Source organism: Amycolatopsis sp. PSD-21 (assembly GCF_055561455.1).
Genome location: NZ_CM145712.1, coordinates 790046 through 814648 on the forward strand (window position 1 = coordinate 790046; position 24603 = coordinate 814648).

The 24603-nt window shown below is 69.0% G+C and carries 20 protein-coding genes; 15 read left to right on the top strand and 5 right to left on the bottom strand.

Features of this window, described 5'->3' with window-relative positions:
- Positions 1-45: 45 nt before the first annotated feature.
- Positions 46-1698, bottom strand: coding sequence for a type VII secretion-associated serine protease mycosin (mycP, locus tag ACZ1DY_RS04150; RefSeq protein ID WP_465483640.1), 1653 nt, complete (start codon positions 1696-1698; stop codon positions 46-48).
- Positions 1699-1721: 23 nt separating this feature from the next.
- Positions 1722-3086 (bottom strand): type VII secretion integral membrane protein EccD, encoded by a 1365-nt coding sequence (gene eccD, locus ACZ1DY_RS04155; protein ID WP_126733359.1) that lies wholly within the window; start codon positions 3084-3086, stop codon positions 1722-1724.
- 514 nt (positions 3087-3600) lie between these two features.
- On the opposite strand from eccD, the gene eccCa reads away from it, so the two are divergent.
- From eccCa to ACZ1DY_RS04180, 5 genes are all read left to right on the top strand, one after another.
- Complete coding sequence (eccCa, locus tag ACZ1DY_RS04160; protein WP_257489255.1) at positions 3601-7608, top strand: type VII secretion protein EccCa; 4008 nt, start codon at positions 3601-3603, stop codon at positions 7606-7608.
- Between the two features lie 68 nt (positions 7609-7676).
- Positions 7677-9617 (top strand): type VII secretion-associated protein, encoded by a 1941-nt coding sequence (locus ACZ1DY_RS04165; protein WP_465483641.1) that lies wholly within the window; start codon positions 7677-7679, stop codon positions 9615-9617.
- Positions 9618-9629: 12 nt separating this feature from the next.
- Entirely contained in the window at positions 9630-9992 is a 363-nt protein-coding gene (locus ACZ1DY_RS04170; RefSeq protein WP_192747841.1) for a hypothetical protein, read from the top strand.
- Positions 9993-10224: 232 nt separating this feature from the next.
- Positions 10225-10545 carry a WXG100 family type VII secretion target gene (locus ACZ1DY_RS04175; protein WP_091597926.1) on the top strand — a complete coding sequence of 107 codons (321 nt, stop codon included), beginning with the start codon at positions 10225-10227 and terminating at the stop codon, positions 10543-10545.
- 54 nt (positions 10546-10599) lie between these two features.
- Positions 10600-10884: a WXG100 family type VII secretion target gene (locus ACZ1DY_RS04180; RefSeq protein WP_125679971.1), complete on the top strand. Its 285-nt coding sequence runs from the start codon at positions 10600-10602 to the stop codon at positions 10882-10884.
- Between the two features lie 124 nt (positions 10885-11008).
- Here the strand turns inward: ACZ1DY_RS04180 and ACZ1DY_RS04185 are convergent, their stop codons facing one another.
- Both ACZ1DY_RS04185 and ACZ1DY_RS04190 read right to left on the bottom strand, forming a co-directional pair.
- Positions 11009-11743 (bottom strand): DUF4333 domain-containing protein, encoded by a 735-nt coding sequence (locus ACZ1DY_RS04185; RefSeq protein ID WP_465483642.1) that lies wholly within the window; start codon positions 11741-11743, stop codon positions 11009-11011.
- A gap of 59 nt (positions 11744-11802) precedes the next feature.
- Entirely contained in the window at positions 11803-12693 is an 891-nt protein-coding gene (locus tag ACZ1DY_RS04190; protein ID WP_126733364.1) for a hypothetical protein, read from the bottom strand.
- 276 nt (positions 12694-12969) lie between these two features.
- Between ACZ1DY_RS04190 and rplM the strand changes: the two genes are divergently transcribed.
- The 6 genes from rplM to ACZ1DY_RS04220 all read left to right on the top strand — a co-directional run bounded on the left by rplM (position 12970) and on the right by ACZ1DY_RS04220 (position 18792).
- Entirely contained in the window at positions 12970-13422 is a 453-nt protein-coding gene (rplM, locus tag ACZ1DY_RS04195) for a 50S ribosomal protein L13 (protein ID WP_005166833.1), read from the top strand.
- A 14-nt stretch (positions 13423-13436) separates the two neighbouring features.
- A complete protein-coding gene (rpsI, locus tag ACZ1DY_RS04200; RefSeq protein ID WP_034304312.1) occupies positions 13437-13940 on the top strand; it encodes a 30S ribosomal protein S9 in 504 nt (167 codons plus the stop codon).
- A 257-nt stretch (positions 13941-14197) separates the two neighbouring features.
- Positions 14198-15532 (top strand): phosphoglucosamine mutase, encoded by a 1335-nt coding sequence (gene glmM, locus ACZ1DY_RS04205; protein WP_257489252.1) that lies wholly within the window; start codon positions 14198-14200, stop codon positions 15530-15532.
- A gap of 84 nt (positions 15533-15616) precedes the next feature.
- Entirely contained in the window at positions 15617-15925 is a 309-nt protein-coding gene (locus ACZ1DY_RS04210) for a type VII secretion target (RefSeq protein WP_465483643.1), read from the top strand.
- Entirely contained in the window at positions 15925-18297 is a 2373-nt protein-coding gene (locus tag ACZ1DY_RS04215; protein WP_465483644.1) for a hypothetical protein, read from the top strand. The genes ACZ1DY_RS04210 and ACZ1DY_RS04215 overlap by 1 nt, the downstream gene beginning before the upstream one ends.
- A 12-nt stretch (positions 18298-18309) precedes the next feature.
- Positions 18310-18792: a hypothetical protein gene (locus tag ACZ1DY_RS04220; RefSeq protein WP_465483645.1), complete on the top strand. Its 483-nt coding sequence runs from the start codon at positions 18310-18312 to the stop codon at positions 18790-18792.
- A gap of 4 nt (positions 18793-18796) precedes the next feature.
- Here the strand turns inward: ACZ1DY_RS04220 and ACZ1DY_RS04225 are convergent, their stop codons facing one another.
- The gene (locus tag ACZ1DY_RS04225; protein ID WP_465483646.1) at positions 18797-19729 is read right to left on the bottom strand and encodes a cytochrome P450 family protein; all 933 of its coding nucleotides are present in this window, start codon (positions 19727-19729) and stop codon (positions 18797-18799) included.
- A gap of 62 nt (positions 19730-19791) precedes the next feature.
- Here ACZ1DY_RS04225 and ACZ1DY_RS04230 point away from each other — a divergent pair, with 62 nt between their 5' ends.
- The 4 genes from ACZ1DY_RS04230 (at position 19792) to ACZ1DY_RS04245 (ending at position 24597) form a co-directional block, all read left to right on the top strand.
- A complete protein-coding gene (locus tag ACZ1DY_RS04230; RefSeq protein WP_465483647.1) occupies positions 19792-21453 on the top strand; it encodes a fatty acyl-AMP ligase in 1662 nt (553 codons plus the stop codon).
- A complete protein-coding gene (locus tag ACZ1DY_RS04235) occupies positions 21443-21748 on the top strand; it encodes an acyl carrier protein (protein WP_020633351.1) in 306 nt (101 codons plus the stop codon). Before ACZ1DY_RS04230 ends, ACZ1DY_RS04235 begins: the two co-directional genes overlap by 11 nt.
- A gap of 138 nt (positions 21749-21886) precedes the next feature.
- Positions 21887-22201, top strand: a complete 315-nt coding sequence (locus tag ACZ1DY_RS04240; RefSeq protein WP_016331125.1) for a hypothetical protein — start codon at positions 21887-21889, stop codon at positions 22199-22201.
- Positions 22201-24597 carry a hypothetical protein gene (locus ACZ1DY_RS04245; protein WP_465483648.1) on the top strand — a complete coding sequence of 799 codons (2397 nt, stop codon included), beginning with the start codon at positions 22201-22203 and terminating at the stop codon, positions 24595-24597. Before ACZ1DY_RS04240 ends, ACZ1DY_RS04245 begins: the two co-directional genes overlap by 1 nt.
- Positions 24598-24603 lie beyond the last annotated feature (6 nt).

The window sequence follows — 24603 nt, forward strand, 5'->3', positions numbered from 1 at the left end:
CCCTCAGGCGAGCCCGGATCGCGATTAGCCCGCTAAACGCAGGTGCTATGGGGTCTTGCGGCCCGGTGAGGTGGTCGGCCGGTTGCGGCGGACCGAGTGCACCACGAACAGCGTGACGAGTAGCGCCACCAGGCCCCCGCCGGTTCCGGCGAGCGCGACGATCATCGGGGCGGGGTCGCGGTCGTTCGCGGGCGGCAGGTCCGCGGGCAGCTGGACCGGCTTCGCTTTGTCCGCCTCCGACGGCACGATCGCCGTCAGCGCCGCGATCGGGTCGATGACACCGAAGCCGACGAAGTTGTCCCGTCCGCCCGGCGCCGCAGGGTGCTGCGCCGTCGCCTGGATCCGGGTCATCACCTCACGGGCGTTCAGCTCCGGGAACTTCTGGCGCACAAGCGCGGCCACACCGGCGACGTACGGAGCCGCGAAGCTGGTCCCTTGGATGGGACCAGGATCCTTGCCGCCCTCGATGGTCAGGTTGGCCAGGCTGCTGGACCCCTCCGCGGGATCCAGCGAGATGATCTTGGTGCCCGGCGCGGCGACGCTGACCCACGGCCCGTGGACGCTGAACTGCGCGACACCGCCGGTCTCGTCGATCGCCGCGACCGACAGCACGTCTTCGGAGAACCAAGGCGGAGTGACGATCGTCTTGGGCACCTTGGGGTCCGGTTGATCGTTCTGCACGCATTTGTCGCCGACGTTGCCCGCCGCCGCGACGACGACCACATTGCGATTGACGGCGTAGTTCACCGCCGCTTGAAGCTCCTGCTCGCGCGGAGTGATGGTGCCGGTGGCCGTGCGGCAGTTGTCGACCGACATGTTGATGACGTTGGCGCCCTTGTCGACAGCGCGGACCACCGCCTGCGCGAGTGTGGTCAGCGTGCCCGCGGTCTTGCCCTGCTCCTGCTGCCGTCCGCCCTTGTCCTGGCCAGGCGCGGTCCCGTCCGCGGCGCCGCCGACAGCGCCGTTCCCCTGGGAGGACGGCGGTAGCTGCGATCCCGGATTGTTCGACGAGGAAGGGGGAGCCGGGTTGTTGGAAGAAGCCGGCGGCTCTTCCTTCTTCTCGACTTCCTCGTAGTTCTGGCTGGACTGCCGGATCGACAGGATCGTGGCGTCCGGAGCCACCCCCCGGAACCCGATGCTCGAGTCGGGCGGGTTCGCGGCGATGATCCCCGCTACTTCGGTGCCGTGGCCATCACAGTCCTCGAGCCCCGGCGCCTTGCCTCCGCCTGGTGTCGCGACGTAGTCACCACCCGATTCGACACGGCCCCCGAAGTACGGGTGAGCGGAGACGCCGGTGTCGATCACGGCGACCTTGATGCCGCCGCCGACCGACTTCTTGGCGCCGCGCATCAGCTGGTGGACCTTTTCGATCTGCAGGTACTCCTGGCCCCAGGGCCGGTTCTTGATGTCGACCTGGTCGCCGCCGAGCTTGCTGCGCTGGACGCACTCGGTCTTCTTCTCGTAGGTCTTGTCGGGCTTGCCCGAGTCGGCAGGTTTCTTGGACGGGTCCACCCGGGGCGGGATCGCGTAGTAGCCGCCGGCGTCCGGCGCGATGCTGCTTTGCTGCGCCCAGGCGGGAAGAGCCACCGACGCCGGCGAGAGAACACCGATCCCGGCCGCCAGCAGCACCGTTCCGGTACGTGCGGCGAGGCCGAGGTGGCGGACGCGCGTCCCCCTGGACTTCCGCGCTACGGCCATCAGAGCATCATCCGATCGGGTCGTCACTTGAAGTTGAGGTGGCGCAGCGTCGTGTAGAGATCCATGACGCCGAGCGCCAGCGGGAGCACCGTCGCGATGAAGACGGCCTCGAAGATCTCCACCGTCCGCCGCAGCGGCGGCGAGAAGCGCTGGTTCGGGAAGATCACGCCGACCACGAGCGCGCCGGCGCCGATCAGCAGCAGCGCGCCGAACACGAACAGGACGCGGTTCAGCGGGCTCGCCGACCACATCCAGCCGAGCAGGATGCCCGCGCCGGACACCATGCCGGTGGTCAGCAGGGCGATGGCCTGCGCGCCGTTCGCGTACGCCCGCGCCCTGAGGAGCAGGACTAGCGTGGCGATCACGCCGAGGATCGGGCCGAAGACCGTCGGGGAAGTCGAGGCGATGATCGCGAACAGCGCCGTGGCCGCGCCGCAGCCGGTCAGCAGGCCGGTCATGTACTCGTGGGCGACCGCGGTGCGGCGTTCGATGGCGCGGTAGTCCGGGAAGCCCGAGTCTTCCTTGAGCTCCTCGGCGCTGCCGGGAACGTGCGGCGTCGGAAGGGCGGCGAGCTTGATCGTCGCGCGCGGCAGGAGCGAGATGCAGGCCAGCGAGAACGCGGTGGCGCCGGCGGCGATCCCGGCGATCGGGGTGTCGATGAGTGTCGCGGCCAGGAACGTCAGCGCCGAGATCGTCGCCGTCGTGGCGGCTGCGATGAAGGTGGTGATCCCGTGTCCGATGACGAGGATGCAGACCGCCGCCACGATGATCACGAGAGCGCTCGCGAGCAGCAGGTTCGCCCACACGGACAGCCCCGGCACGATGTAGAACCCGCTGACGAAGGCCAGCGGCAGACCGCCCGCGGCGGCGATCAGCACGCCGGTCGCCTCGGCCTGGTAGGCCTTGGCCAGCGTCGCGCCGATGGCGACGCACGCGATCGCGCCGACACCGCCAGCGATCGCGGCGGCGAGCGCGTTGCCGCCGTAGAGCGAGCCGCTGGTGAAGAGCGCGAGGGCCGCGAAGAACAGCGCCAGGCCGCCCGCGATGTGCCCGAAGCGGCGGGCCGTCTCCTTGGTCCACGGACGGAAGCTGTCCGGGGACGACTCGGCGATTGCGTCGACGACGTCGTCGTACAGCGGGGGCGGCGGGTTCTCGTTGCGCTTGCGCAGCTGCAGCAGCTCGCCGTCGACCACGCCGAGGGACGCGAGGGTCCGGCTCGGGTCGAGCGGCGCGTCGCCCAGCTTCGCCAGCGCCCAGCCGCCGTGGCGGGCGCCGCCGTCCGGCGTCGCCTCCTTCGCCATCTCCAACAGCATGGGCAGCAGGTCCGCCACCGCGACGTCAGCCGGCAAAGCCACGTCGATCCGGGTGCGTGGAGCGACCACCGTCACCCTGCTGAATACCGTCGTGCCCGTTGCCACTGCCTTCCCCCTGCCCTGAGAGTCTGCTCCCGGGGGAACCTATACCGAACCCGGGTGCCCACATCATCGACTGTCGGAAAAAGACCGGCAAAAGTAAGAGAGACGACCTCCGGGGGCCCTCCGACCGGCTGCCGGCGCGTCGACTTTAGCGGGCTAATCGTGACGCGACGGAGCCCTGGGCCCTCAGGTGCCCCAGACCGCCGGATCGCGATTAGGGGGCTAAACGCATGTCGGGCCGTCGGGGCCCCGGATCGCGATTAGGGGGCTAAACGCACGTCGGGCGTCTGGGCGCCGGATCGCAGTTAGGCCGCTAAACGCACGTCGGCGGAGCCGGAGCCCTACACTCCCGACATGCGTACGGCCCCGGCCGGGGCCGTTCTCGGCGTTGTCCGGATTTCACCGGCCACGTTCGATAGGTTGTCTCGCGCACCAGTACGCGCACCAACGGTGGCCGCCATCGTCGAGTTTGAAGAGGGGTCCTTCGATGAGCACGCTGCAGTTCAAGAAGTCACCGCGTCTGGCGGCGCCGCGGCCGCCGGGCGGCGAGGTGCATCTCGAACCGCCGCCTGAGGTGCCGCGCACCATCCCGGGCAACATCGTCATGAAGCTGCTTCCCGCGGTGATGATCGTCGCCTCCATCGGCATGATGATCTTCATGTTCACCACCGGTGGACGCAATCCCATGATGATGATGATGGGCGGCATGATGGTGCTCAGCACCGTCGGCATGATGGCAGGCGGCGCGGGCAAGGGCGGCGGCGCCAAAAAGGCCGAGATGGACGAGGACCGCAAGGACTACCTGCGCTACCTCGGCCAGATGCGCGACAGGGCCCGTGAGGCCATGGTCGACCAGCGCGCCGCTCTCGAATGGGTCCACCCCGACCCGCAGACCCTGTGGTCCCTGGCCGCGAGCCGCCGCATGTGGGAACGCCGCCAGAACGACCAGGACTTCCTCCACCTCCGCGTCGGCCGCAGCTCGCACCGCCTCGCGACGCGGCTGGTGCCGCCGCAGACCGGCCCGGTCGACGAACTGGAGCCGATCGCCACGCTCGCGCTGCGCCGGTTCGTCCGCGCGCACTCGATCGTCCCGGACCTGCCGACCCAGATCACCCTCCGCGGTTTCGCCGCGGTCAGCATGCAGGGCGACCGTGGCCTCACCCGTGGCCTCACCCGGGCGATGCTGGCCCAGCTGGTCACCTTCCACAGCCCCGACGACGTCCTCATCGCGGTCGCCACGGCGGGCCGCGCCAAGGAGGAGTGGGAGTGGGCGAAGTGGCTGCCGCACGCCCAGCACCCGGCGCTCGCCGACGGTATCGGCCAGTTGCGGATGATGGCGGGCTCCCTCGCGCAGATCGAGCAGTGGCTCGACGAGGAGCTCCGTGACCGCCAGCGCTTCTCCCGCAACGCGACGCCCGCCCCGGACCAGCCGCACGTCGTCATCGTCGTCGACGACGCCGAGGTCACCCGCGAAGAGCAGATCATCCTCGAAGAGGGTCTGGTCGGCGTCACCCTGATCGACCTTTCCGACTCCATCGGCAACCTCGCGGCCCGTCGTGGTCTGCGGCTGGTCGTCGAGGAAGACCGCCTCGGCGCGCGCAGCGCCGGCGGCGTCGAGTGGTTCGGCCGTCCGGACACGCTGAGCGTGGTCGAGGCCGAAGCGCTGGCACGCCTTCTCGCGCCGTACCGCGTCGGCACCGCCGCGCAGGACGCCGCCGAGGAAGAGCCGCTGCTGTCCAACCCCGGTCTGCTCGAACTGCTGGGCATCCCCGGCGACCCGATGACCTTCGACGTCCAGCAGGCCTGGCGGCCGCGTCCGGTGCGAGACCGCTACCGCGTCCCCTTCGGCGTCGGCGAGTACGGCCAGCCGGTCGAGCTGGACATCAAGGAAGCCGCGATGGAGGGCATGGGCCCGCACGGCCTGTGCATCGGGGCGACCGGTTCCGGTAAGTCGGAGTTCCTCCGCACCCTGGTGCTGGGCATGCTCGCCACGCACTCGTCGAGCACGCTGAACTTCGTCCTCGTCGACTTCAAGGGTGGTGCGACGTTCCTCGGTCTGGACGCCGCGCCGCACGTCTCCGCGGTCATCACCAACCTCGCGGACGAGGTCACCCTGGTCGACCGCATGAAGGACGCGCTGGCGGGCGAGATGAACAGGCGCCAGGAGGCGCTGAAGAACGGCGGTAACTTCAAGAACGTCTGGGAGTACGAGAAGGCCCGCGAGAACGGTGCCGACCTCGACCCGCTGCCCGCGCTCTTCATCGTCTGTGACGAGTTCTCCGAGCTGCTGGCCGCGAAGCCGGACTTCATCGACCTGTTCGTCGCCATCGGCCGTCTTGGCCGGTCGCTGCAGATGCACATGCTCCTCGCGTCGCAGCGGCTGGAAGAGGGCAAGCTGCGCGGTCTCGACTCGCACCTTTCCTACCGCATCGGTCTGAAGACCTTCTCCGCCGCGGAATCCCGCGCCGCGATCGGCGTGCCCGACGCGTTCGAGCTGCCGTCGGTGCCCGGTGGCGGTTACCTCAAGTACGACACCTCGACGCTGGTCCGCTTCAAGGCCTCGTACGTGTCGGGTCCGTACCGTCCCGCGGGCATCAAGGCCGCCGGCCCGGTCGCGACCGTGGTCCGCGCGGACAAGCGCCCGCAGCTGTTCGTCCCGGACTTCGTCGAACTGCCGAAGGAACCGGAGCCGCAGCAGATCGAGGCCGCGCCGGTGGAGGAGGCCAAGTCGGAGGAGGCCGTCGAGCCCAGCGAGCTCGACGTGATCGTCTCCCGGCTGATCGGCCAGGGCCCGCCCGCGCACGAGGTCTGGCTGCCGCCGCTCAAGGAGCCGAACTCGCTCGACACCCTGCTCCCGAACCTGAACCCCACCGACGACCGCGGTCTTTCCCCGGTCGGGTTCTTCGGCAACGGACGGCTCCAGGTGCCGATGGGCATCGTCGACCGCCCGTACGAGCAGCGTCGTGACCTGCTGTGGGCCGACTTCTCCGGTGGCGCCGGGCACGGTGTGATCGTCGGCGGTCCGCAGTCGGGCAAGTCGACCATGCTCCGGACGCTGATCATGTCGATGGCGCTGACCCACACCCCCGAGGAAGCGCAGTTCTACGCGCTCGACCTCGGTGGCGGTACGTTGGCCGGTCTCCAGGGCCTGCCGCACGTCGGTGGCGTGGCCGTCGCCCGGCGCGAGCCGGACAAGGCCCGCCGGATCGTGGCCGAGCTGACCACCCTGCTCACCGAGCGGGAAGGCCGGTTCGGTGCGATGGGCATCGACTCGATGAACGAGTTCCGCAACCGCAAGCGGCGGGGCGAGATCAAGCCCGAGGAAGACGCCTTCGGTGACGCCTTCCTGATCGTCGACAACTGGAAGGCGCTGCGGGACGACTTCGACGAGCTGGAGACCTCGATCACCAAGCTCGCCACCCAGGGCCTTTCCTACGGTGTGCACGTCATCATCGCGGCGAACCGGTGGGCGGACATCCGGCCGGCGATCAAGGACATGATCGGTACCCGGTTCGAGCTCCGCCTCGGTGACCCGAGCGAGTCGGACATCGACCGCCGGGTCGCGGTGAACGTCCCGGCCGGGCGCCCCGGCCGCGGTCTCACCAGGGACAAGCTCCACCTGCTGACCGGTCTTCCGCGGATCGACGGATCGAGCAACCCGGACGACGTCGCCGCCGGTGTCGCCGACGCGGTCGCGAAGATCAAGGCCGCGTGGAAGGGCCGCCCGGCGCCGCAGGTCCGCCTGCTGCCCGAGATGGTCACCTACGACGAGGTCCTGTCCATCGACACCAAGCGCAACACGAAGCTGGTGCCGATCGGCGTCAACGAGGAAGACCTCCAGCCGATCTACCTGGACTTCGCGGCCGATTCGCACTTCTACGCGTTCGCGGACGGCGAGTCGGGCAAGACGAACCTGCTGCGCCAGATCACCAGGGGCATCACCGAGCGGTACACGACGCAGGAAGCGGTCATCATCCTCGTCGACTACCGGCGCACGATGCTCGGCTTCATCGGCGGGGACCAGCTGCTCGGCTACGCGGTGTCCGCCGCGCAGCTGGAGAGCATGGTCAAGGACGTGCACGGGTCGATGACCCGGCGCCTCCCCGGTCCGGACGTCACGCAGGAACAGCTCAAGACCCGGTCCTGGTGGACCGGTCCCGAGCTGTTCGTCATCGTCGACGACTACGACCTGGTCGCCACGCAGACGAGCAACCCGCTGAAGCCGCTCGCCGAATTCCTCGCGCAGGCGAAGGACGTCGGTCTGCACATCGTCGTCGTGCGCCGCAGTGGTGGCGCGAGCCGGGCGATGTTCGACCCGATCCTCGGCAAGCTCAGGGAGATCGCGGCGCCCGGTATGGTCATGAACGGCTCGCGGGACGAAGGCAACCTCGTCGCCAACGTGAAGCCGAGCCAGATGCCGCCGGGCCGAGGCAACCTCGTGACCCGGAAGCACGGCAAGCAGCTCATGCAGGTCTCGTGGATCCAGCCGGACTGACCTCCCGCGGAACCAGGTGAGGCAAGGGCCGGGCGTGGGGTGACGACGACGATCTGCGGGAGTGGCTTGTGACAGTGCGGGTAGCGGTGGACTTCGGGACATCGAGCACCTGCGTAGTCGCTTCGATCAACGGCCGCGAGCCGCAGGTCGTCGTGGTGGACGGGCAGCCCTTGATGTCGTCGGCGGTCTACGCCGCGCCGGACGGGACGCTGTTCGTCGGCCAGGAGGCGGAGCGGCAGGCGGCGGTGGATCCGTCGCGCTACGAGCCGAATCCGAAGCGCCGGATCGACGAAGGCGACCTGCTGCTGGGCGACAACGTCCTGCGCGTGACCGACGTCGTCCACGCCGTGCTGAAACGCGCGGTGACCGAGGCGCGGCGGCTCGCCGGCGACGCCGAGGTCGAGCTGCTCGTGCTGACCCATCCCGCCGATTGGGGCGCGACCCGCACCCGGCTGCTCCGGCAGGCGGCGAGCGGGCTCGCGCGTCAGGTCGCGCTCGTGCCGGAGCCGGTCGCCGCGGCGGTCTACCACGCGGCGACGTTCGCCCCGGCCGACCTCAATTCCGAACGCACCGTCGAGTTCAGCGGCCGCCCCGGCGACGCGCTGGCGGTCCTCGACCTCGGCGGCGGCACCGTCGACGTCTCCGTGGTGCAGCGCATGCCCGGCAGCCCGGCGGATCGCAGTTCGCCCGCTAAACGCGCCGGGTTCCAGGTGCTGGCCACCCGGGGCGATCCGAGCTTCGGGGGAGCGGACGTCGATCAGGCGCTCCTGGAGCACGTGGGTTCGCTGGTGTCGTCGGCCGACCCGCCGGAATGGCGGAAGCTCGTCGAGGGCCGCGAGCTCACGGACAGACGGCGGCGCCGGGTGCTGCGGCAGGACGTGCGCGGTGCGAAGGAGACGCTCTCGCGGCACGCGTACACCGACGTCCCGATGCCGCCGCCGTTCGCCGACGCGCATGTGACCCGGGAAGACCTCGAGCGGCTCATCGCGGGTCCGCTCGGCCGCGCGGTCGAGCTGACCGTGGCCGCGATCGGCGATTCCGGGCTGCGGCCCAAGCAGCTGACGGCGATCTTCCTCGTGGGCGGGTCGAGCCGGATCCCGATGGTGTCCCGGCTGGTGCACGAGCGGACCGGTGTCGTACCGACGACCCTGGATCAGCCGGAGACCGTGGTCGCCCGAGGTGCCCTGCGCGCGGTGCTGATCGACCCGGACCGGACGGGTTCCCTCGCGGGTTCGGCGGTCTCCCGGGCCGGCGGCGGTCCCGCTCCCGTCGACCGGCGTCCCGAGGCCCCACGCCCCCCGTTCCCTCCCGGCCCGCCCCCGCAGAGCGCGTTTAGCCCGCTAAACGCGACGCGGCAGCAGGGGCCGCCGTCGCCTCCGATGGGACAGCAGGGGATAGCGGCACCCCCGCCGCCGTGGCGGCCGGGTGAGCCCGCCAGGGAGCCCAAGGCCGCCGAGACCGGCGGGAAGAACAAGAAGCTGCCTTGGATCATCGCGGGGGCCGTGGTGGCCGTCGCGGCGGTTGTCGGAGGCATCCTCTTCGCCGTCAACAGCGGGGAGGCCGAGCCGGAGGGCCGCACGCTCGCCCAGTACGACTACCGCTTCATCGCGCCGCCGGACTGGACACAGACCGACGACCGCGTCGCCAAGCGTCAGGTGGTGATCCACCCCAGCGAATCCCTCACCGGCGACGACCTCGTGGTCGCGCAGGAGAACGTGATGGACTACGACGCGACGGCCGACAGACAGCGGCTCGTCGACGAACTCGCCGCGCTGGCGCGGCTGGAGCCGGACAAATACAGCGGCTTCAACGGCAACGCGCAGTACGCCGGCAAGACCGTCATCTACTACCGCGAGACCAAACCGAGTGCGCGCGTCGACTGGTACGTCGTCGTGCAGGGAAAGACTCGCGTCCACATCGGGTGCCAGTACGGCACCGGCTCACCGCTCGAACAGCGCGTGAGCGCGGCCTGCGAGCAGGTCGTCAAGACGATGGTGGTCATCAACTGAAGGGGGAGGCATATGCCACCCGAACCCGAGACCGCCGCCGAACACTTCGCGCGTACAGGGCGCGACGCGGTCACCTATGCGCGGCAGGTCGCCCGCACGGCCAAGGCGCGTTACGAACGCCGCCGGGGCGAGAACGCCGAACTGGCGAAGCAATTCGGCAAGGGGCGGCTCGCGGGCGGCGAGACCGCGCCGACCCCCGCCGCCCTCCGGAACGCCGCGAAACGGTTCCGTGTGGGCGCCGGTCTTCCGGTGCCCCCGTTGCCCTCCGCGGCGGACTTGGTTCCCCTTCGGCCAGAACCGGCGCCCCGACGGCCACGTGTGGGTGACGACGACGAGGACTTTTCGCAGTCGCGAATCATGAGCCGCGGCGATTGAGCCGCCTGTGTGCGTTCGCTAAATCGCGTGGTGAGAGCCATTTTCTCCGCGGGAAACGCAGCGCGCGCGCCGGGTTCCCGCGTTCGGTTCCCGCCGGGAGCGTTAACGCAAGCAACTACTTGAAACCAACGAGCGACAAGAGGGAACCAGACGTGGCAGTGTCTCCGTCGTAGGTCCGTACCAAACGAACTTCACCAAGTACGGATAACCACGAACGAAGGGGGTAGCTCCCATGGCTGGCGGTTTTCAGGGGAATGTCGAGCAGTTCACCCAGGCTGAGAAGCGGGTGACCGAGGTTCGCGTTTCGATGGACCAGAACCTGAGCAAGCTTCGCGACAACATCGAGGCCACCCGCGCGGGCTGGACCGGCGACGCCTCGATCGCGTTCAACAACGTGATGAAGCGCTTCGACGAGGCGGGCCGTGGGCTCAACCAGGCCCTCCAGAACATCGGTGACCTGCTCGAGCAGGCCGGCTCGAAGTACAACGCTTCCGAGCAGCAGCAGCAGGAACTCATCAACTCGGTCAACAAGGGCTTCGGCGTCCTCGGCTGATCTGGCTCCACCCCGCAACAATCCGAGACTTTTCTTTAATCACTGGAGGAATTCATGGGCGAGATGAAGGTCGATTACGCCACGATCCACGCGGCGGCCGACGACTGCAAGAGCACCGGTGGCGAGCTGGAGTCCCTCTTCGGTCAGCTGAAGAGCGACCTCGCTCCGCTGGTCAACACCTGGCAGGGTGACGCGCAGACCGCGTACATCGCCGCGCAGACCGAGTGGGACAACAAGTTCGAGGAGCTCAAGCAGCTGCTCGCGCAGGTCGCCGGCGTGCTGCCGCAGCTGGCCGACGGTTACCAGGCCACGGAACAGGGCGTCACCGGCCTGTTCTGAGTCTTCCGGCTCCGAACGAGCAACGGCGGGCAGGCATCTTCGGATGCCGAGCCCGCCGTTTCGTTTGTGTCAAAGGAAAAGCCGCGACGGGATCCGTCGCGGCTTTTCCTGTCCGGTCGCGGGGTCAGTGCGGCGCGCCGACCTCGAATTCCGGGCTGGTGTTCAGCACCCGGACGGTGACCTTCTTCTGCTGCCCCGAAAGATCGATCGAGCAGTCGAACGTGGTGCCGTTCTCCACCGGTTGACCGGAAGGACAGCTCACGTTCTTCACGTCCGGCTCCCCGTAGTGCTCGCTGAGCACGCGGACGACACCGTCCTGGACCGACTTCTGGTCGAGCGTGTCGCCCGAGAACGCGCCGAGCAGCCAGGCACCGACGCCGCCCGCGATCACGACGGCCGCCGCGACCCCGCCGATCAGCAACGTCTTCTTGGACGCCTTGGGCTTCTTCGGCTCTGCCCCGAAAGCACCGAGCCCGCCGTACTGGGAAGACTGTGCCTGCTGGGCGGGCTGAAACCCGCCGCCGTATTGTCCCTGCGGGGCAGCGCTCGGAACCTGTTGCTGTGCCTGCCAATCCTGCTGCTGCGGCACAGGCTGCTGCTGCGGTTGCTGCCACGCCGTACCGGGCGCGGGGGCGCCGCTTTGCTGCCAGGGCCCGGAAAAGGAGCCGGTGACGCCGGGCTGCTGCTGCCACTGCCCCGTATAGGAACCGGTGGTCGCCGCGTTCGGGTCGTTCTGCTGCCACTGCCCGGCGTGCGGTCCGGTGGCCTGGCCTTCCTGTTGCCAGCCCTGCTGCTGGTTCGCGGGCTTCGCGGGCGGCTGCCACCACTGCTGCGGCTGCTGTTCGGGGGGCTGGCTCATCGGTGGTCACCTCGGGACTTCGGGAACTTCACGGCGTCGGGACGAAAGCGGGCCATGGCTCAGACGCCCTTCAACTCGCTGAAGCGGCGGTTGAAATCGTCCTTGGCCGCCTTGTCCGGCAGCACGGTGATCTGCGAGGCGTCGGGCAGCTTGGGCAGATCCTGCGCGCTCGCCTTGCCGGTGAAGCGGAAGTCGTAGCGCAGCTCGATCTTGTGCCCGCCGCCCTCGATCTTGGCGTCCATCACGATCTGGTTCAGCGTGCCGTCCGAGTTGAGGGAGACGGTGGTGTGCACCGGCGCCTTCTTCATCTCGGCCGTGACCGCCCCGCTGATCGACGGCGGCAGGATCTCCACCCGCCGTTCCATGAACTTCCCGAACGGGATGTCCGCGGTCAGCTCGATCCGGTTCTCCGGAAGGCTTTTGGCGCCCTTCACGATCTTCTTGTCCGCGTTGTAGGACACGGCGATCGCGTCGGCCATCTTGCAGGCGGTGATGATCCCGACCCAGGCGCACGGGATCGCCAGCCCCGCCTCCGACTTCGGCATCGAGACCCACGGTGTCGGGGCGAGGCTCTTGTAGACGGGGCCGAGGTACACGTACTCGACGGTCCCGTCGGCGGGGGTGTACCAGTCGATGCTGTCGTCCGGGTTCTTCTGCGAGCGCTGACGGCTGACCCGGCCCTCCGGTGAACCGGTGCGGGCCGAGGAGATCGTGCTCCGGATGTACTTCTCGTCGAACCGGAAGTACGCGCCCGACTCGCTGGTGACGTCGCGCTGCTGGCCGATGGTGTCCTGGAGCTTGTTCATCGCCGTTTCGAACTTCGTGCCGACGTAGGTCGCCGCGTCGTCACCCTTCGGCACGGCGGTGCCCGCCCGCCCCTGGCCGCAGGCGGTGGTGAGGGCCAGCACGGCGCTCAGCACGCACAAGATGGTCGTTGGACGTTTGTTCATCGCCGTTCCCCTGAATCGAGTCCCCGCGCGCGGTGCGCGTCCGGATCGTCTCATCCTCTCCCGCGAAGGACGATGCCGTGGGCGGTTCCGCCACACCGGCGGGGTACAGTTGCGGGGCGCCCGCCGGGCGCCGGTCCTAGTATGGGACCCCGGACCGACCCCCGCTTCGCAGTAGGGTCGGGCGTGGGGGTATCTTCATATGTCGTTGTGCGCTGCGGCGCGTAAGCGCTAGGCCCGCACAGAACCCACACGCAATGTTGACGACGAGGTAGACCCTTGCCCACGTACAGCCCCAAGCCCGGCGACGTCACTCGTGCCTGGCACGTGATCGACGCCGAGGATGTCGTGCTCGGCCGGCTCGCGACCGAGGTCGCCACGCTGCTGCGCGGCAAGCACAAGCCGACCTACGCCCCGCACGTGGACACCGGTGACTTCGTCATCATCGTCAACGCCGAGAAGGTCGCGCTCACCGGTAACAAGCGCGAGCAGAAGTTCGCGTACCGGCACAGCGGTTACCCCGGTGGTCTGCGTAAGCGCTCCTTCGGCGAACTGCTCGACACCAAGCCCGAGCACCTGCTCGAGAAGGTCGTCAAGGGCATGCTCCCGAAGAACAAGCTCGGCCGCGCCCAGGCGAAGAAGCTCAAGGTCTACGCCGGTGCCGAGCACCCGCACGCCGCGCAGCAGCCGCAGGCGCGCGAGATCACCAAGATCGCGCAGGTCGCGCAGTGAGTGAGGAACAGTCTGTGACCAGCACCGAGACCGAGGCCGTCGAGGCTGTCGCGACCACGGAGACCGCTCCGGTCGGCGACGCCGTCGCGACCAGCGAGACCCCCGCCGCCCCGCGTCCGTCGCGTGCCGCCGGTGGCAACGCCCAGACCGTCGGCCGCCGTAAGGAAGCCGTCGTCCGGGTGCGCGTCGTTCCCGGTACCGGTGAGTTCAAGCTCAACGGCCGCACGCTCGAAGAGTACTTCCCGAACAAGGTGCACCAGCAGCTCATCCGTGAGCCGCTGGTGACGGTCGACAAGCCCGACTCGTTCGACATCTTCGCCAACCTGCACGGTGGCGGGATCTCGGGCCAGGCCGGCGCGCTCCGTCTCGCGATCGCCCGTGCGCTCGTCGAGGTCGACGCCGACGACCGCCCGGCCCTGAAGAAGGCCGGCTTCCTGACCCGTGACGCCCGTGCCACGGAGCGGAAGAAGTACGGCCTCAAGAAGGCCCGTAAGGCTCCGCAGTACAGCAAGCGCTGATCGCGCCTCTGGCGCAACCCGCGGAAGCGCCCATCCGTCTCTCGGATGGGCGCTTCCGTGTTTCCGGGGTCCTTCGGTCCCCGCTCGCCCCCAGCCCCACCCGTCACACCCGCCCCATGCGCCCCACCCGTGTCACGTTTAGCCCGCTAAAGTCGCGCGCGTCGCGATTAGCCCGCTAAAGGCGAAGCCGGGGGCGCGGGGAGACGGGCAGGGGGACTGGCTAGGTTGTCGTGGTGGTTTTTCAAGGAGGTCGACAGATGGCACGTCTATTCGGTACCGACGGCGTACGTGGCCTCGCCAACGAGGAGCTGACCCCGGAGCTGGCGCTCTCGCTCGCCGCCAGCGCCGCCCGCGTCCTCGCCGCCCACGACCGTTCGCACCGCCCGGTCGCCGTCGTCGGCCGTGACCCGCGCGCCAGCGGCGAGATGCTCGAGGCCGCCGTCGTGGCGGGCCTCACGTCCGCGGGTGCCGACGTGCTCCGTCTCGGCGTCCTCCCGACGCCCGCCGTCGCCTACCTGGTCGGCGCGCTCGAAGCTGATCTCGGCGTGATGATCTCCGCCTCCCACAACCCCATGCCCGACAACGGCATCAAGCTTTTCGCGGCGGGTGGCCACAAGCTGCCCGACGGGATCGAGGACGAGATCGAAGCCGGTCTCGCCGCTCCCGTCACCCGCCCGACCGGTATCGGCGTCGGCCGGGTGAAGGACGTCCCCGACGCGGGTGACCGCTACGTCGAGCACCTGCTGTCGGCCACCCCGCACCCCCTCGCGGGCCTGCGCGTCGTCGTCGACTGCGCGAACGGCGCCTCCTCCTTCGCCGCTCCCGAGGTGTACCGCAAGGCCGGCGCCGAGGTCATCGCCATCCACGCCGACCCGGACGGCGTGAACATCAACGAGCACTGTGGGTCGAATCACCCGGAAGCGTTGCGCGCCGCCGTCGTCGAGCACGGCGCCGACCTCGGGATCGCGCACGACGGCGACGCCGACCGCTGTGTCGCCGTCGACGCCGCGGGTGAGCTCGTCGACGGCGACCAGATCATGGCCGTCCTCGCGCTCGCCCTCGCCGAGACCGGTGAGCTGACGAAGAACACCCTGGTCGCGACCGTGATGAGCAACCTCGGGCTCCACCTGGCGATGCGCGCGCACGACATCAACCTCGTCACCACCGCCGTCGGCGACCGCTACGTCCTCGAGGAGCTCCGCGCGAGCGGGTTCGCGCTCGGCGGCGAGCAGTCGGGCCACGTCGTCCTTCCCGCCTACGCGACCACCGGCGACGGCCTCCTCACCGCGCTGCGTGTGATGAGCCGCATGGCGTCGACCGGCAAATCGCTCGCCGAGCTCGCCGCGGTCATGAACCGCCTGCCGCAGGTGCTGGTGAACGTCCCGGTGGCGGACAAGGCGGCGGTCGCCGTCTCGGCCGCGGTCCGCGACGCCGTCGGCGCCGTCGAGGCCGAACTCGGCGAGGAAGGCCGTGTCCTGCTGCGCCCGTCGGGCACCGAGCAGCTGGTCCGGGTCATGGTCGAGGCCACCGCGCACGACACCGCACAGGCGGCAGCGGACCGGCTCGCGGGAGTCGTCTCCTCCGCCTCGTAACCCCTCTCACGATCTCCCCAAGTCGCTGCGCCGGTGTTACCGGCCCGGTACATTCCGTGTGCGGATACCTAGGGGAGGGTGACGGTGGCCGGTAAAGGGCACAAGGTCGATCCAGCGCAGCTGAACGAGGCAGCCAAGGTCCTGCAGGACCTGCCCAAGCAGGTCTGCGAAGGGCCGATCGGGGCGGTCGAGCAGATCAACCTGAGCGCGGCGAGTTTCGGCCCGGCGCACGGGGACTGCTTCAGCGGGTACTCCGCGAGCATCCAGCGCCTGGCGAAGTGCGCGCGCAGTTATCTCGCGGCTTCGGACGAGTTCGGCCGCAAGCTCGCGGCGTCCAAGGACCTCTATCAGTCCAATGAGGACTCCAACGCCGCCGAGATGAGGAAGCACTGATGCCTCTCGCGGACGTCGGTGGCGACACCGGGCACGACATTCCCAGCCGGGCCGAAGTCGAGAAGATCCTCAACGACCCGAACATCGATCGCGACACCAAACGCGAGCTCGCCCTCAACTACATCGACTACATCGAGGACGAGACGCCGGAAAGCTGCGGGTTCGCCAGCGAAGCCGAGCGGAACGGCTTCCGGGACTACATCAAGTCGATGAACGGTGACTGGATCACCGAGGGCGACCTCAACCTCAATGACGGTTCCCTGGTAGAGGTCCAGGCGGCTTACAAGACCGCGCACGAGAAGTACGACGCGAACCAGGCCGCGGGGCGGCAGGGTGATCGCGACGCGCTGAACCGGGACGCGGCGAAGACCCAGGAAATCGCCGGGCGCGCCACCGAGACGGACCCGGGCTGCGCGAATTCGAACGACATCATGGTCCCCGGCCTGTCGGGGTTCAAGGTCTACGAGATCTTCCACCCGCTCTACGTCCGCGCGCTGAGCCTGGCGGGCGGCGGAGCGGCGGTTTCCCTCAGCGAGCTTCAGCGGCTGTACCACGAGCAGGACAACATCCCCTTCAACCTCTTCAAGACGAGCGCGGAGGAGCTGACCGCGGTCGGCACGGCCGTCACCGGGTCCGCGCAGGACGTCTCCGGAAAGCTGGGGAATTCGCTCGGCACCTGGGAAGGCGCCGCGGCCGAACAGGCGCGCGCCTACCAGAAGGCCTATTCGGACAAGACCGGTCTGGTCGCCGAAGCCTTCAAGGCCGCGGGTGACGGTCTGCTGCGGACCACCGCCTCGGTGGGCAAGTTCTGCCGCGAAAAGGTCGAGTGGCTGCAGAAGTGGTTCACCGACAACATCGACGGTGCGACGGCGCAGGACATCGAGCGGATCATCCGCATCGCCGACGGCTCGTGCAGCCACAACGACATCGTCCATTGCATCAAGTTCCTGAGTATCGACGCCAAGAACGCCTACAACAAGGACTGGGGCGACATCGACCAGAGCACCATCGACGAGGTCCTCAAACCTCAGGCGGTGGCCTGGCTGAAGAACGTCTTCCTCGGCTGGTTCGGCAAGCACATCGAGAACTTCCAGCTGGTGTGCAAGAACACGCGCGACGCGATCAACGGCGCGTGGAAGGCGTACTTCGATTCGCTGGGCCAGGTGGTCGAGAATCCGTTCGCGGATCTGGGCAAGACCCCGGAAACGGGCGGCGAGAAGCCCGTCGAAAAGCCGGTCGAGAAGGGCGGTGGCGGCCCGCCCACCAGTGGTGGCGGCGGGCCGTCGCCCGGTGCTGGTGGCGGCCCCGGGCGCATGACGCCGAGCAACACCGTGCTCCCGGAGCCGGAAAAGCCCGAAGTTCCCGGCCAGGAGAAGAACCCGGTCACGGACAAGCCGCTCGACCTCGACCCGGCCACCGGCCAGCCGTATCCGATCGACCCCCGCACGGGTGAGGCGATCAAGAACGGCACCGACGCCGTGCGGCCGGAGCCGGTGACGGTCGAGCAGGGCGACCGCAGGATCTCCATGGCCGAGCCCGGCGCCGACGGGAAGATGGGCATCTCCGTCCAGGACGGCACCGGCCAGGTCAAGGACTACGACCTCGACTTCGGCGACGGCAAGGCCACACCGGACGCGGCGGGCGGACCCGCGCCCCGGGACGGCGCCGAACAGCGTCCGCCGGCGACTCCTGGCCCCGACGGCAAGATCCACATCGAGGACGGCGGCCTCAAGATCACCGCGGAACGGCCGAACGGTCCCGACGGGCCGACGCTGGTGACCGTCGACGACGGTTCGGGACAGCCGTCGAAGTACACCCTGGGTGAAGACGAAGCCGCGGGTGGCCGTCACGCGAACCCGGATTCCACGCCGCAGCCTGCCGGAAGGCATGCCGCGACACAGCCTGTCGAAGAGCAGGCTGTTCGCTCGCACGACGGCACGTCCGGTGGGGCCGGCGGCGGAACACCCGCGCCCGGTCAGCAGACCGAACCGGTGGTGGCGGCCGCGGACGGCGACTCCGAATCGACGACCGCCCAATCGCTGAGCGACCCGTTCGAAGGCGGGGACAACGGTCTTGGTGACACGTCGGATCCGGCTGGGACCGGTGGCGGCGGGGCCGCTCCCTCGACGTCGTCCGGGCTCGGCTCCGCTCCGGGAGGGGGCGCCCAGGATCCGGCCGCGGCCGGTGCGGGGATGATGGGCGGCATGGGCATGATGGGCGGCGGCGCGGCCGGAGGCGGGCAAGGTTCCGGCGAAGACCAGCAGCGCACGTCCAGCGGATACCGGGTCGACGGGGGCCTGTTCGACACCGCGACGACGGGCAGCCGGATCAGCGGCTCGCTCGACGACGACGGCGTCATCGGCTTCCGTTAAGGGGAGGGGTCAGTGAATCCTGAGGAGGATCTCGCCGGACTCCGGCACAAGCTGGCCGGGCTGGAGCGGGAGAACGGCGACCGGATGTACCTGGTCGACAACCGGGCGGCCAAGGTGATCGAGGAGACCAAGGCGGCGGGCGAGCAGCTCAAGCAGGAAACGGGCGCGGCGCTCGCGGCCCGGAGCGAGCAGAAGCGGCGCGCGGAGGCCGCGGGTGGCTGGGAGACCGAGTCGACGCTCAGCGAGAAGGTCGAGGACGACGGCGACTTCGGGTTCGAGGAGGACGAGGCCGAGAACGAGCGCCGTGCCGGATATCGGACGGCCGAGGAGCCGCCGATCGCGTATCGGCCGCCTGCTCCGTCCGTTCCCGCGCCGCCGCAGCCCCCTCCGCCTCCGCCTGCGCCGGAAGAGCGTCCGGCCGGGCGGCATCGGCGAGCGGCCGCCGCGCGGGGTGATGACGACGATTTCGCCAACACCGACTGGCTGGCGACCTGAGCGGTCAGGTTCGCAGCGTCACGACGGCCTGCTCGACGCCGTGGAAGACGGCGTGCGTCTTGTACCGCACCTCCTCGGCGACGTGGTCGGGAGTCAGGATCTCGGCAAGGGCGCGAAGCGCGACTTCGCCCTCGGCGACCGCGATTCGCGAGCCGGGGCAGGTGTGCCGGCCGAGGCCGAAGGCGAGTTCGGCGTCGGGGCCCAGCGGGATGGCCAGTTTGTCGCCGGTCGTGAAGTTCTTGCCCGCCAGGGAGAACGGCGTGGTCACGCGGCGGGCGGCGAAGCGGGTCGGAGCGATTTCGTGGATCAGGCCGCGTACGTCGTCGAGGACGTCGGGACGGCGTAGGAGTTCGAGACCGGCGAGGGCGAGGAAGTTCATGGAGTTCTCGTACGCCGCGTGGGCGAGCATCACCGGCGTGATCATCAGCTCGTCTTCGGTGATCCGGCCTGCTTCGTGCGCTTCGCGGAGCAGGGCCAGCCCGCCGCCTTCGACGGCCGTCGCCTTGAGGAAGAACATCGCGACCCTGAGCGCGGCGGTGTCGGCTCCTGCGGGCCCGCCCGACCAGACGTCCAGATTCGCGGCGGTTTCCGAAAGGTTCGTCAGCAGCTTCTCGCCGAGTGGCTCGACAGTGCCCAGCACCGCCTCCGTCACCTTGGCCGCCACCGGCCTGGCGAAATCGGCCACCAGGTCGAAGCGCGCACTCGACTTTAGCGGGCTAATCGTGACGCGCAGGTCTGTGAGCAGGGCATTCGGGAGGGGTTCCACCAGGGCGATGACCTCCTTGACGACGGCGCGGAGCCGCCGGTGGTCCGCGCCGTCCATCAGCAGGAGGTTCGGTGTCTCGGCGGCGGCACCACCCGGGTTCGAGCTGAGCTCGCGGTCGCGCAGGGCCTTGACGCGATCCGCCGGATCGTCCAGCACGAAGAAGTCGTCCACGTTCGTATGATGCCCATGCGCGGCCGGAGGATGTGCCAGTGCCTTCAAAACCGTCACCAGAAGTGCCCGAGGAAGTGTTGCGGACGCCGCTCTTGCTCCGCCTGCTCGAACGTGCCGACGTCGATCGGCCGGCGTACACGCACCTCGACTGCTCGAACCGGTACGAGCCCGTCGAGGACACCCTGACCTGGGCCGAACTGCTCGTCCACGTCCGCGCTGTCGCCGCGAAGCTGCGTGACGTGATCCAGCCGGGAGACCGCGTCGCGATCACGGCGCGGCAGGACCTCTCTTATGTCGTCGCTTTCTTCGGTGCCCTGTACGCCGGCGCTGTCGCGGTGCCGCTGTCCGCGCCGGACGTCCGCGCCCACCGCGAGCGGCTCGTCGGTGTCCTCAACGACTGCGACGCCGGCATCTGGCTCACGTCGGAGGCCCTGGTCGAGCGGCTGGCGGAGTTCACCGCGGCCGAGCCGGTTCCGGCGCCCCGCGAGATCATCGCCGTCGACACCCTGCCGCTGGACCCGGCCGACCAGTCGCCGCCGTCGCCGGTCTCCCCAGAAGACTCCGCCTACCTGCAGTACACCTCCGGCACGACGCGATCACCGGCAGGCGTGATCATCACGCATCGGGCGTTGTCGGCCGCCTGCTGGCAGATCTGCGACGCCTACGACGTCGACGAGCGGATCACCTGCGTCGGCTGGATCCCGTTCTTCCACGACATGGGGCTGGCGCAGTTGCTCGCCGGGACGATGCACTCCGGCGGCCGGACGGTGTTCATCGCGCCGCTGGAGTTCATCCGGCGCCCGGAGCGCTGGCTGCTGCTGATGTCGTCGTATCCGAACACGCTCACCGCGGCCCCGAACTTCGCGTACGACCTGGTGACCGAGGCCGTGCCCGAGTCGAAGCGCGCCGAGTACGACCTCTCGACGGTGTCGATCGCGCTCAGCGGCAGCGAACCGGTCCGGGCGGCGACCGTCCGGGAGTTCCTCGCCGCATACGAGCCCCACGGTTTCCCGAGGGGCGCGTTCCGGCCGTCCTACGGTCTGGCCGAGGCCACGGTCTACGTCGCCAGCGGCGACTCCAGCGGTCCCGTGGTGACCGAAGTGGACGGCCGGGAGATCGTCGAGATCGGCTGGCCCAGGGGGCAACGGGTCCGCGTCGTGCCCCCGCCGGATCGCGTTTTGCCCGCTAAAGTCGACGCGGGCGAGATCTGGGTCAAGGGGCCCAACGTGGCCGCCGGGTACTGGCGCCGCCCGGAGTTGACCGCCGAGGTGTTCGATGCCGAGCTCGACGGCGAAGGCGGCTGGCTCCGCACCGGCGACCTCGGCATGATCCGCGACGGCAGGCTGTCGGTGACCGGCCGGATCAAGGACCTGATCATCATCGACGGCCGCAATCACAGCCCCCACGACATCGAGGAGACGGTCGCCGCCGCGCACCCTCTTCTCGGGCCCGACCGAGTCGCCGCGTTCTCGGTCGACGGCGACGAGGGCGAGGGTGTCGTCGTGGTCGCCGAGCGCGCTCGGAAGGCCCCGGACTTCGACGAAGCCGAGATCGCGCGGGCCGCCACCCGCGCCGTCGCCGAGCGGCACGACGTGCGGCTTCGTGCCTTCTTCCTGGTCAAACCCGGCGGACTGCCGAGGACCTCCAGCGGCAAGGTCGCGCGTTCCGCGGCCAGAACGCGGTACTGGACCGCGGATGGGACAGAATTCCCCCATGGCAGCTGACGGGAGCGAGTACGTCGACGAGATCAAGGCCCTCGTCTGCGAGACCTTCGACGTCGATCCGGACACCATCGACGAGAACACGCCGTTCGCCGAGATGGGCGTCGACTCCCGGCGCCGCGTCCGGCTCCTGGCGACGGTCGAGGTGGAGTTCGGCATCGACATCGACCTCGACGAGCTGGATCGCCTGGTCGACATCCGCGGCGCGGCCACCGTGCTCGCCGAAGCCGTCGAAGCGGGCGCGAAACCGCGAAAGCGCGGTCTACCAGGCTTCTTGCGCCGAAATCGTTTGAGTTAGCAAAGGTGTGAATGTTCCTGCGGTCCGGATGACCGGTGGGTACATTCTGTGTGCATATGCGATGGCACCTGATGCCGCCGGCGTGCGTCGTAGGTAGGACAACGAGGCGGATACAGCGGGACGAAGGGGGCACCGGTCATGCCGGACGGGGGCTACAAAGCCGATTCAGAGGCGATGCTCACGGCGTCGACGTCGTTGGAGCGCGCGGCTGAGAAAACGACGTCCGAGGCGGGGAAGGTGGGGCCGACCCAGGTCGGGCCCGAAAACTTCGGCCGGGTCCACAAGGACTACCAAAAGGGCTACGCCACCGGGATTCTCGCCATTTCCGACGCGATGAAGGGGTACGCGGGCCAGCTCACCCAGCTCGCCGGCGGCGTCAGCACCGCGTCGACCCGCTACACCTCGTCCGACCAGGCGAACGCCGCGGCTGCCAACAAGGCGGGAGCCCAGTAATGAGCCAACCGACGCAAGCACAGATCAACGAGATCCTGAACGACCCGTACGTCACGCAGGGCACCAAAGACGCCTTGCTGATGCCGTTCGGCAACCGGGAAGAGGCGTACAAGAAGGCCGTCGCCGAACGTGACTCGAACGCCGCAGGGGACAAGAAGCAGGCGGCCGACACGAAGCAGGCCGACAAGGACCTCGACGCGATGTCCCGGCCGGCCGCGGGTGGTTCCACCACCAAATCCGACCAGGTGCTCGACCTAGGGAAGCCGGCACTGGACTTCTTCTCCGACTGGGCCGAGCAGGTCTGGAACAAGATGCCGGAGAAGTCGGGCGAAATCAGCTACAAGACCGACATCTGGGACCGGTTCCACGAGAACCGTGAGATCAACTTCCAGAAGATGTTCGACGAGGTCGAAGATCTCGCCGACGCGAAGAAGGTCGTCGAGCAGACCCAGAAGGACGCGACGGCGGCACTGACCACGCTCTTCCACGACTGGAAGGGCGAGGGCGCGACAGCCGCGAAGGTCAAGTACGAGCAGCGGATCCAGCCCGACGCGAAAGAACTCATCGCGCAGATGGACGGCGCCATCAAGCTGGTGCCGTCGACCATCGACAAGATCTACAGCGCGCTCAAGCTGAAGGTCGACGAAACGCTGAAGCTCCGGGTCGACAAGGTCGCCACGGCGCCGTTGTACATCGCGAAGCAGGTCGTCGAGATCGCGAACGGCAAGGTCGACTCCAAAGAAAAGCTCATGGACGTCGCGTACTGGCTCGATTCCGCGTGTCCGGGCAACAATCTCGCCGAACGCCTGCGTCACGACGACTGCGATCTGAACGACGAGAACAAGGATTACGCGATCGGGGCCGCGAAGCAGTGGCTGAAGGGCTCGTTCGCCACCGAGTTCGGTGAGCGCTTCGAGAACTTCAAGAAGCTCTGCAAGAACGCGACCGAGACGATCAACACGCAGTACCACGAGCTTTCGCGGTTCATGGAGGACTACACGAACCCGTTCCCCGCGCCGGGGTCCGAGAAGCCGCCCATCGACGACGGCAAGGGCAAGGACAAGGGTGGCGGCGGTGACACCGGTGGCGGCACCGGCGGCGGTACGGGCGGCGGAACCGGAGGTGGAAGCGGGAGCGGCGGCGGTGCCAGCACCCCGCCTGCCGCCACGGTCCCCGAGACGCCGAAGCCGGAGGACAAGCCCGCCGAGGGCATGAACCCGGTCACCGGCAAGCCGCTCGAGCTGGACCCCGAGACCGGCAAGCCGTACCCGATCGACCCGGCGACGGGCGAGGCGATCAAGGACGGCATCGACGGTCAGGACACCATGACCGTCCAAAAGGGCGACAACAAGATCGAGATGACCGAGCCGGACAAAGACGGCAAAATGGACATCAAGGTCGACGACGGCAAGGGCAACGAGAAGGACTACAAGCTCGACTTCGACGACCCGAAGGGCGAAGAGGGCAAGGACGGCAAGCCCGGCGAAGAGGGTAAGGACGGCGAGTTCGGGCCGAAGGGCACGGTCAAGGAGGGCGAGCCCGGCCCCGACGGCGTCTACCGGCCCGGTCCGGACGGCAAGATCCACATCCAGGACGGCAACCTCAAGATCACCGCCGAGCAGCCGCAGGGCCCGAACGGCCCGACCGTGGTGACCGTCGACGACGGCAAGGGCGAGCCGACCACCTACACCCTCGACGAAAAGGGTGAGAAGAAGGAGCTCAAGCCCGGCGACACCCTCGAGACCGACGACATCAAGAACGGCCTCGACGACCGGAACCCCGGCAACCCGCAGCCCGGCAAGCCCGAAGACGTTCGTCCCATGCCCGCCCCGGCTGACGGCATCGCCCCTCCCGGTGGCGGCGGTGGGGGTGGCTTCAGCGCTCCCGGCGGAGTCGAGGTCGGCGTCGGTGCCGAAGGGACCGCTTCGGTGTCGGCGGAGGCCGAAGCCGCCGCGGGCGGCGCGTCGGGCTCCAGCGGTGATGGCACCGTTCCGACCGCCGGTGGCGGTGGCAGCTTCGAAAGCGCGATCGGCAGCCCGCTCGAAGGTGCTTCGGCGGGGTCGCTGAACGAAGCGGGTTCGCTGGAAGCGGGCTTGCAGTCAGGAGGCGGCGCGCAGCCTGCCGGCGCCGAGGGCGGTCTCGGGATGGCTCCCGGCGGGATGGACCCGGCGCCCGCGAACGCCGGTGCCGCGAGCTCGCCCGCCGGAATGGGCGGCATGATGGGTGGAATGGGCGCCATGGGCGGCGCGGCCGGCGGTGGCGGGGGTGACACGCAGCGCGGGTCGAGCCAGTACCGCGTCGAGGGTGGCATTTTCGAGACCAGTGGCGCGGGCGGCCGGATCAGCGGATCGCTCGACGACGAGGGTGGCGACCGTTCGATCAGCTACGAGCGATGATCGCCT

Excerpts from the sequence above, each read along its gene's own strand:
- ACZ1DY_RS04190 (WP_126733364.1), bottom strand. The coding sequence starts at position 12,693 with ATGAACAAACGTCCAACGACCATCTTGTGCGTGCTGAGCGCCGTGCTG.
- ACZ1DY_RS04245 (WP_465483648.1), top strand. The coding sequence starts at position 22,201 with ATGAGCCAACCGACGCAAGCACAGATCAACGAGATCCTGAACGACCCG.
- ACZ1DY_RS04240 (WP_016331125.1), top strand. The coding sequence starts at position 21,887 with ATGCCGGACGGGGGCTACAAAGCCGATTCAGAGGCGATGCTCACGGCG.
- ACZ1DY_RS04170 (WP_192747841.1), top strand. The coding sequence starts at position 9,630 with ATGCCACCCGAACCCGAGACCGCCGCCGAACACTTCGCGCGTACAGGG.
- ACZ1DY_RS04185 (WP_465483642.1), bottom strand. The coding sequence starts at position 11,743 with ATGAGCCAGCCCCCCGAACAGCAGCCGCAGCAGTGGTGGCAGCCGCCC.
- ACZ1DY_RS04235 (WP_020633351.1), top strand. The coding sequence starts at position 21,443 with ATGGCAGCTGACGGGAGCGAGTACGTCGACGAGATCAAGGCCCTCGTC.
- ACZ1DY_RS04180 (WP_125679971.1), top strand. The coding sequence starts at position 10,600 with ATGGGCGAGATGAAGGTCGATTACGCCACGATCCACGCGGCGGCCGAC.
- ACZ1DY_RS04175 (WP_091597926.1), top strand. The coding sequence starts at position 10,225 with ATGGCTGGCGGTTTTCAGGGGAATGTCGAGCAGTTCACCCAGGCTGAG.
- glmM (WP_257489252.1), top strand. The coding sequence starts at position 14,198 with ATGGCACGTCTATTCGGTACCGACGGCGTACGTGGCCTCGCCAACGAG.
- mycP (WP_465483640.1), bottom strand. The coding sequence starts at position 1,698 with ATGGCCGTAGCGCGGAAGTCCAGGGGGACGCGCGTCCGCCACCTCGGC.
- ACZ1DY_RS04215 (WP_465483644.1), top strand. The coding sequence starts at position 15,925 with ATGCCTCTCGCGGACGTCGGTGGCGACACCGGGCACGACATTCCCAGC.
- eccCa (WP_257489255.1), top strand. The coding sequence starts at position 3,601 with ATGAGCACGCTGCAGTTCAAGAAGTCACCGCGTCTGGCGGCGCCGCGG.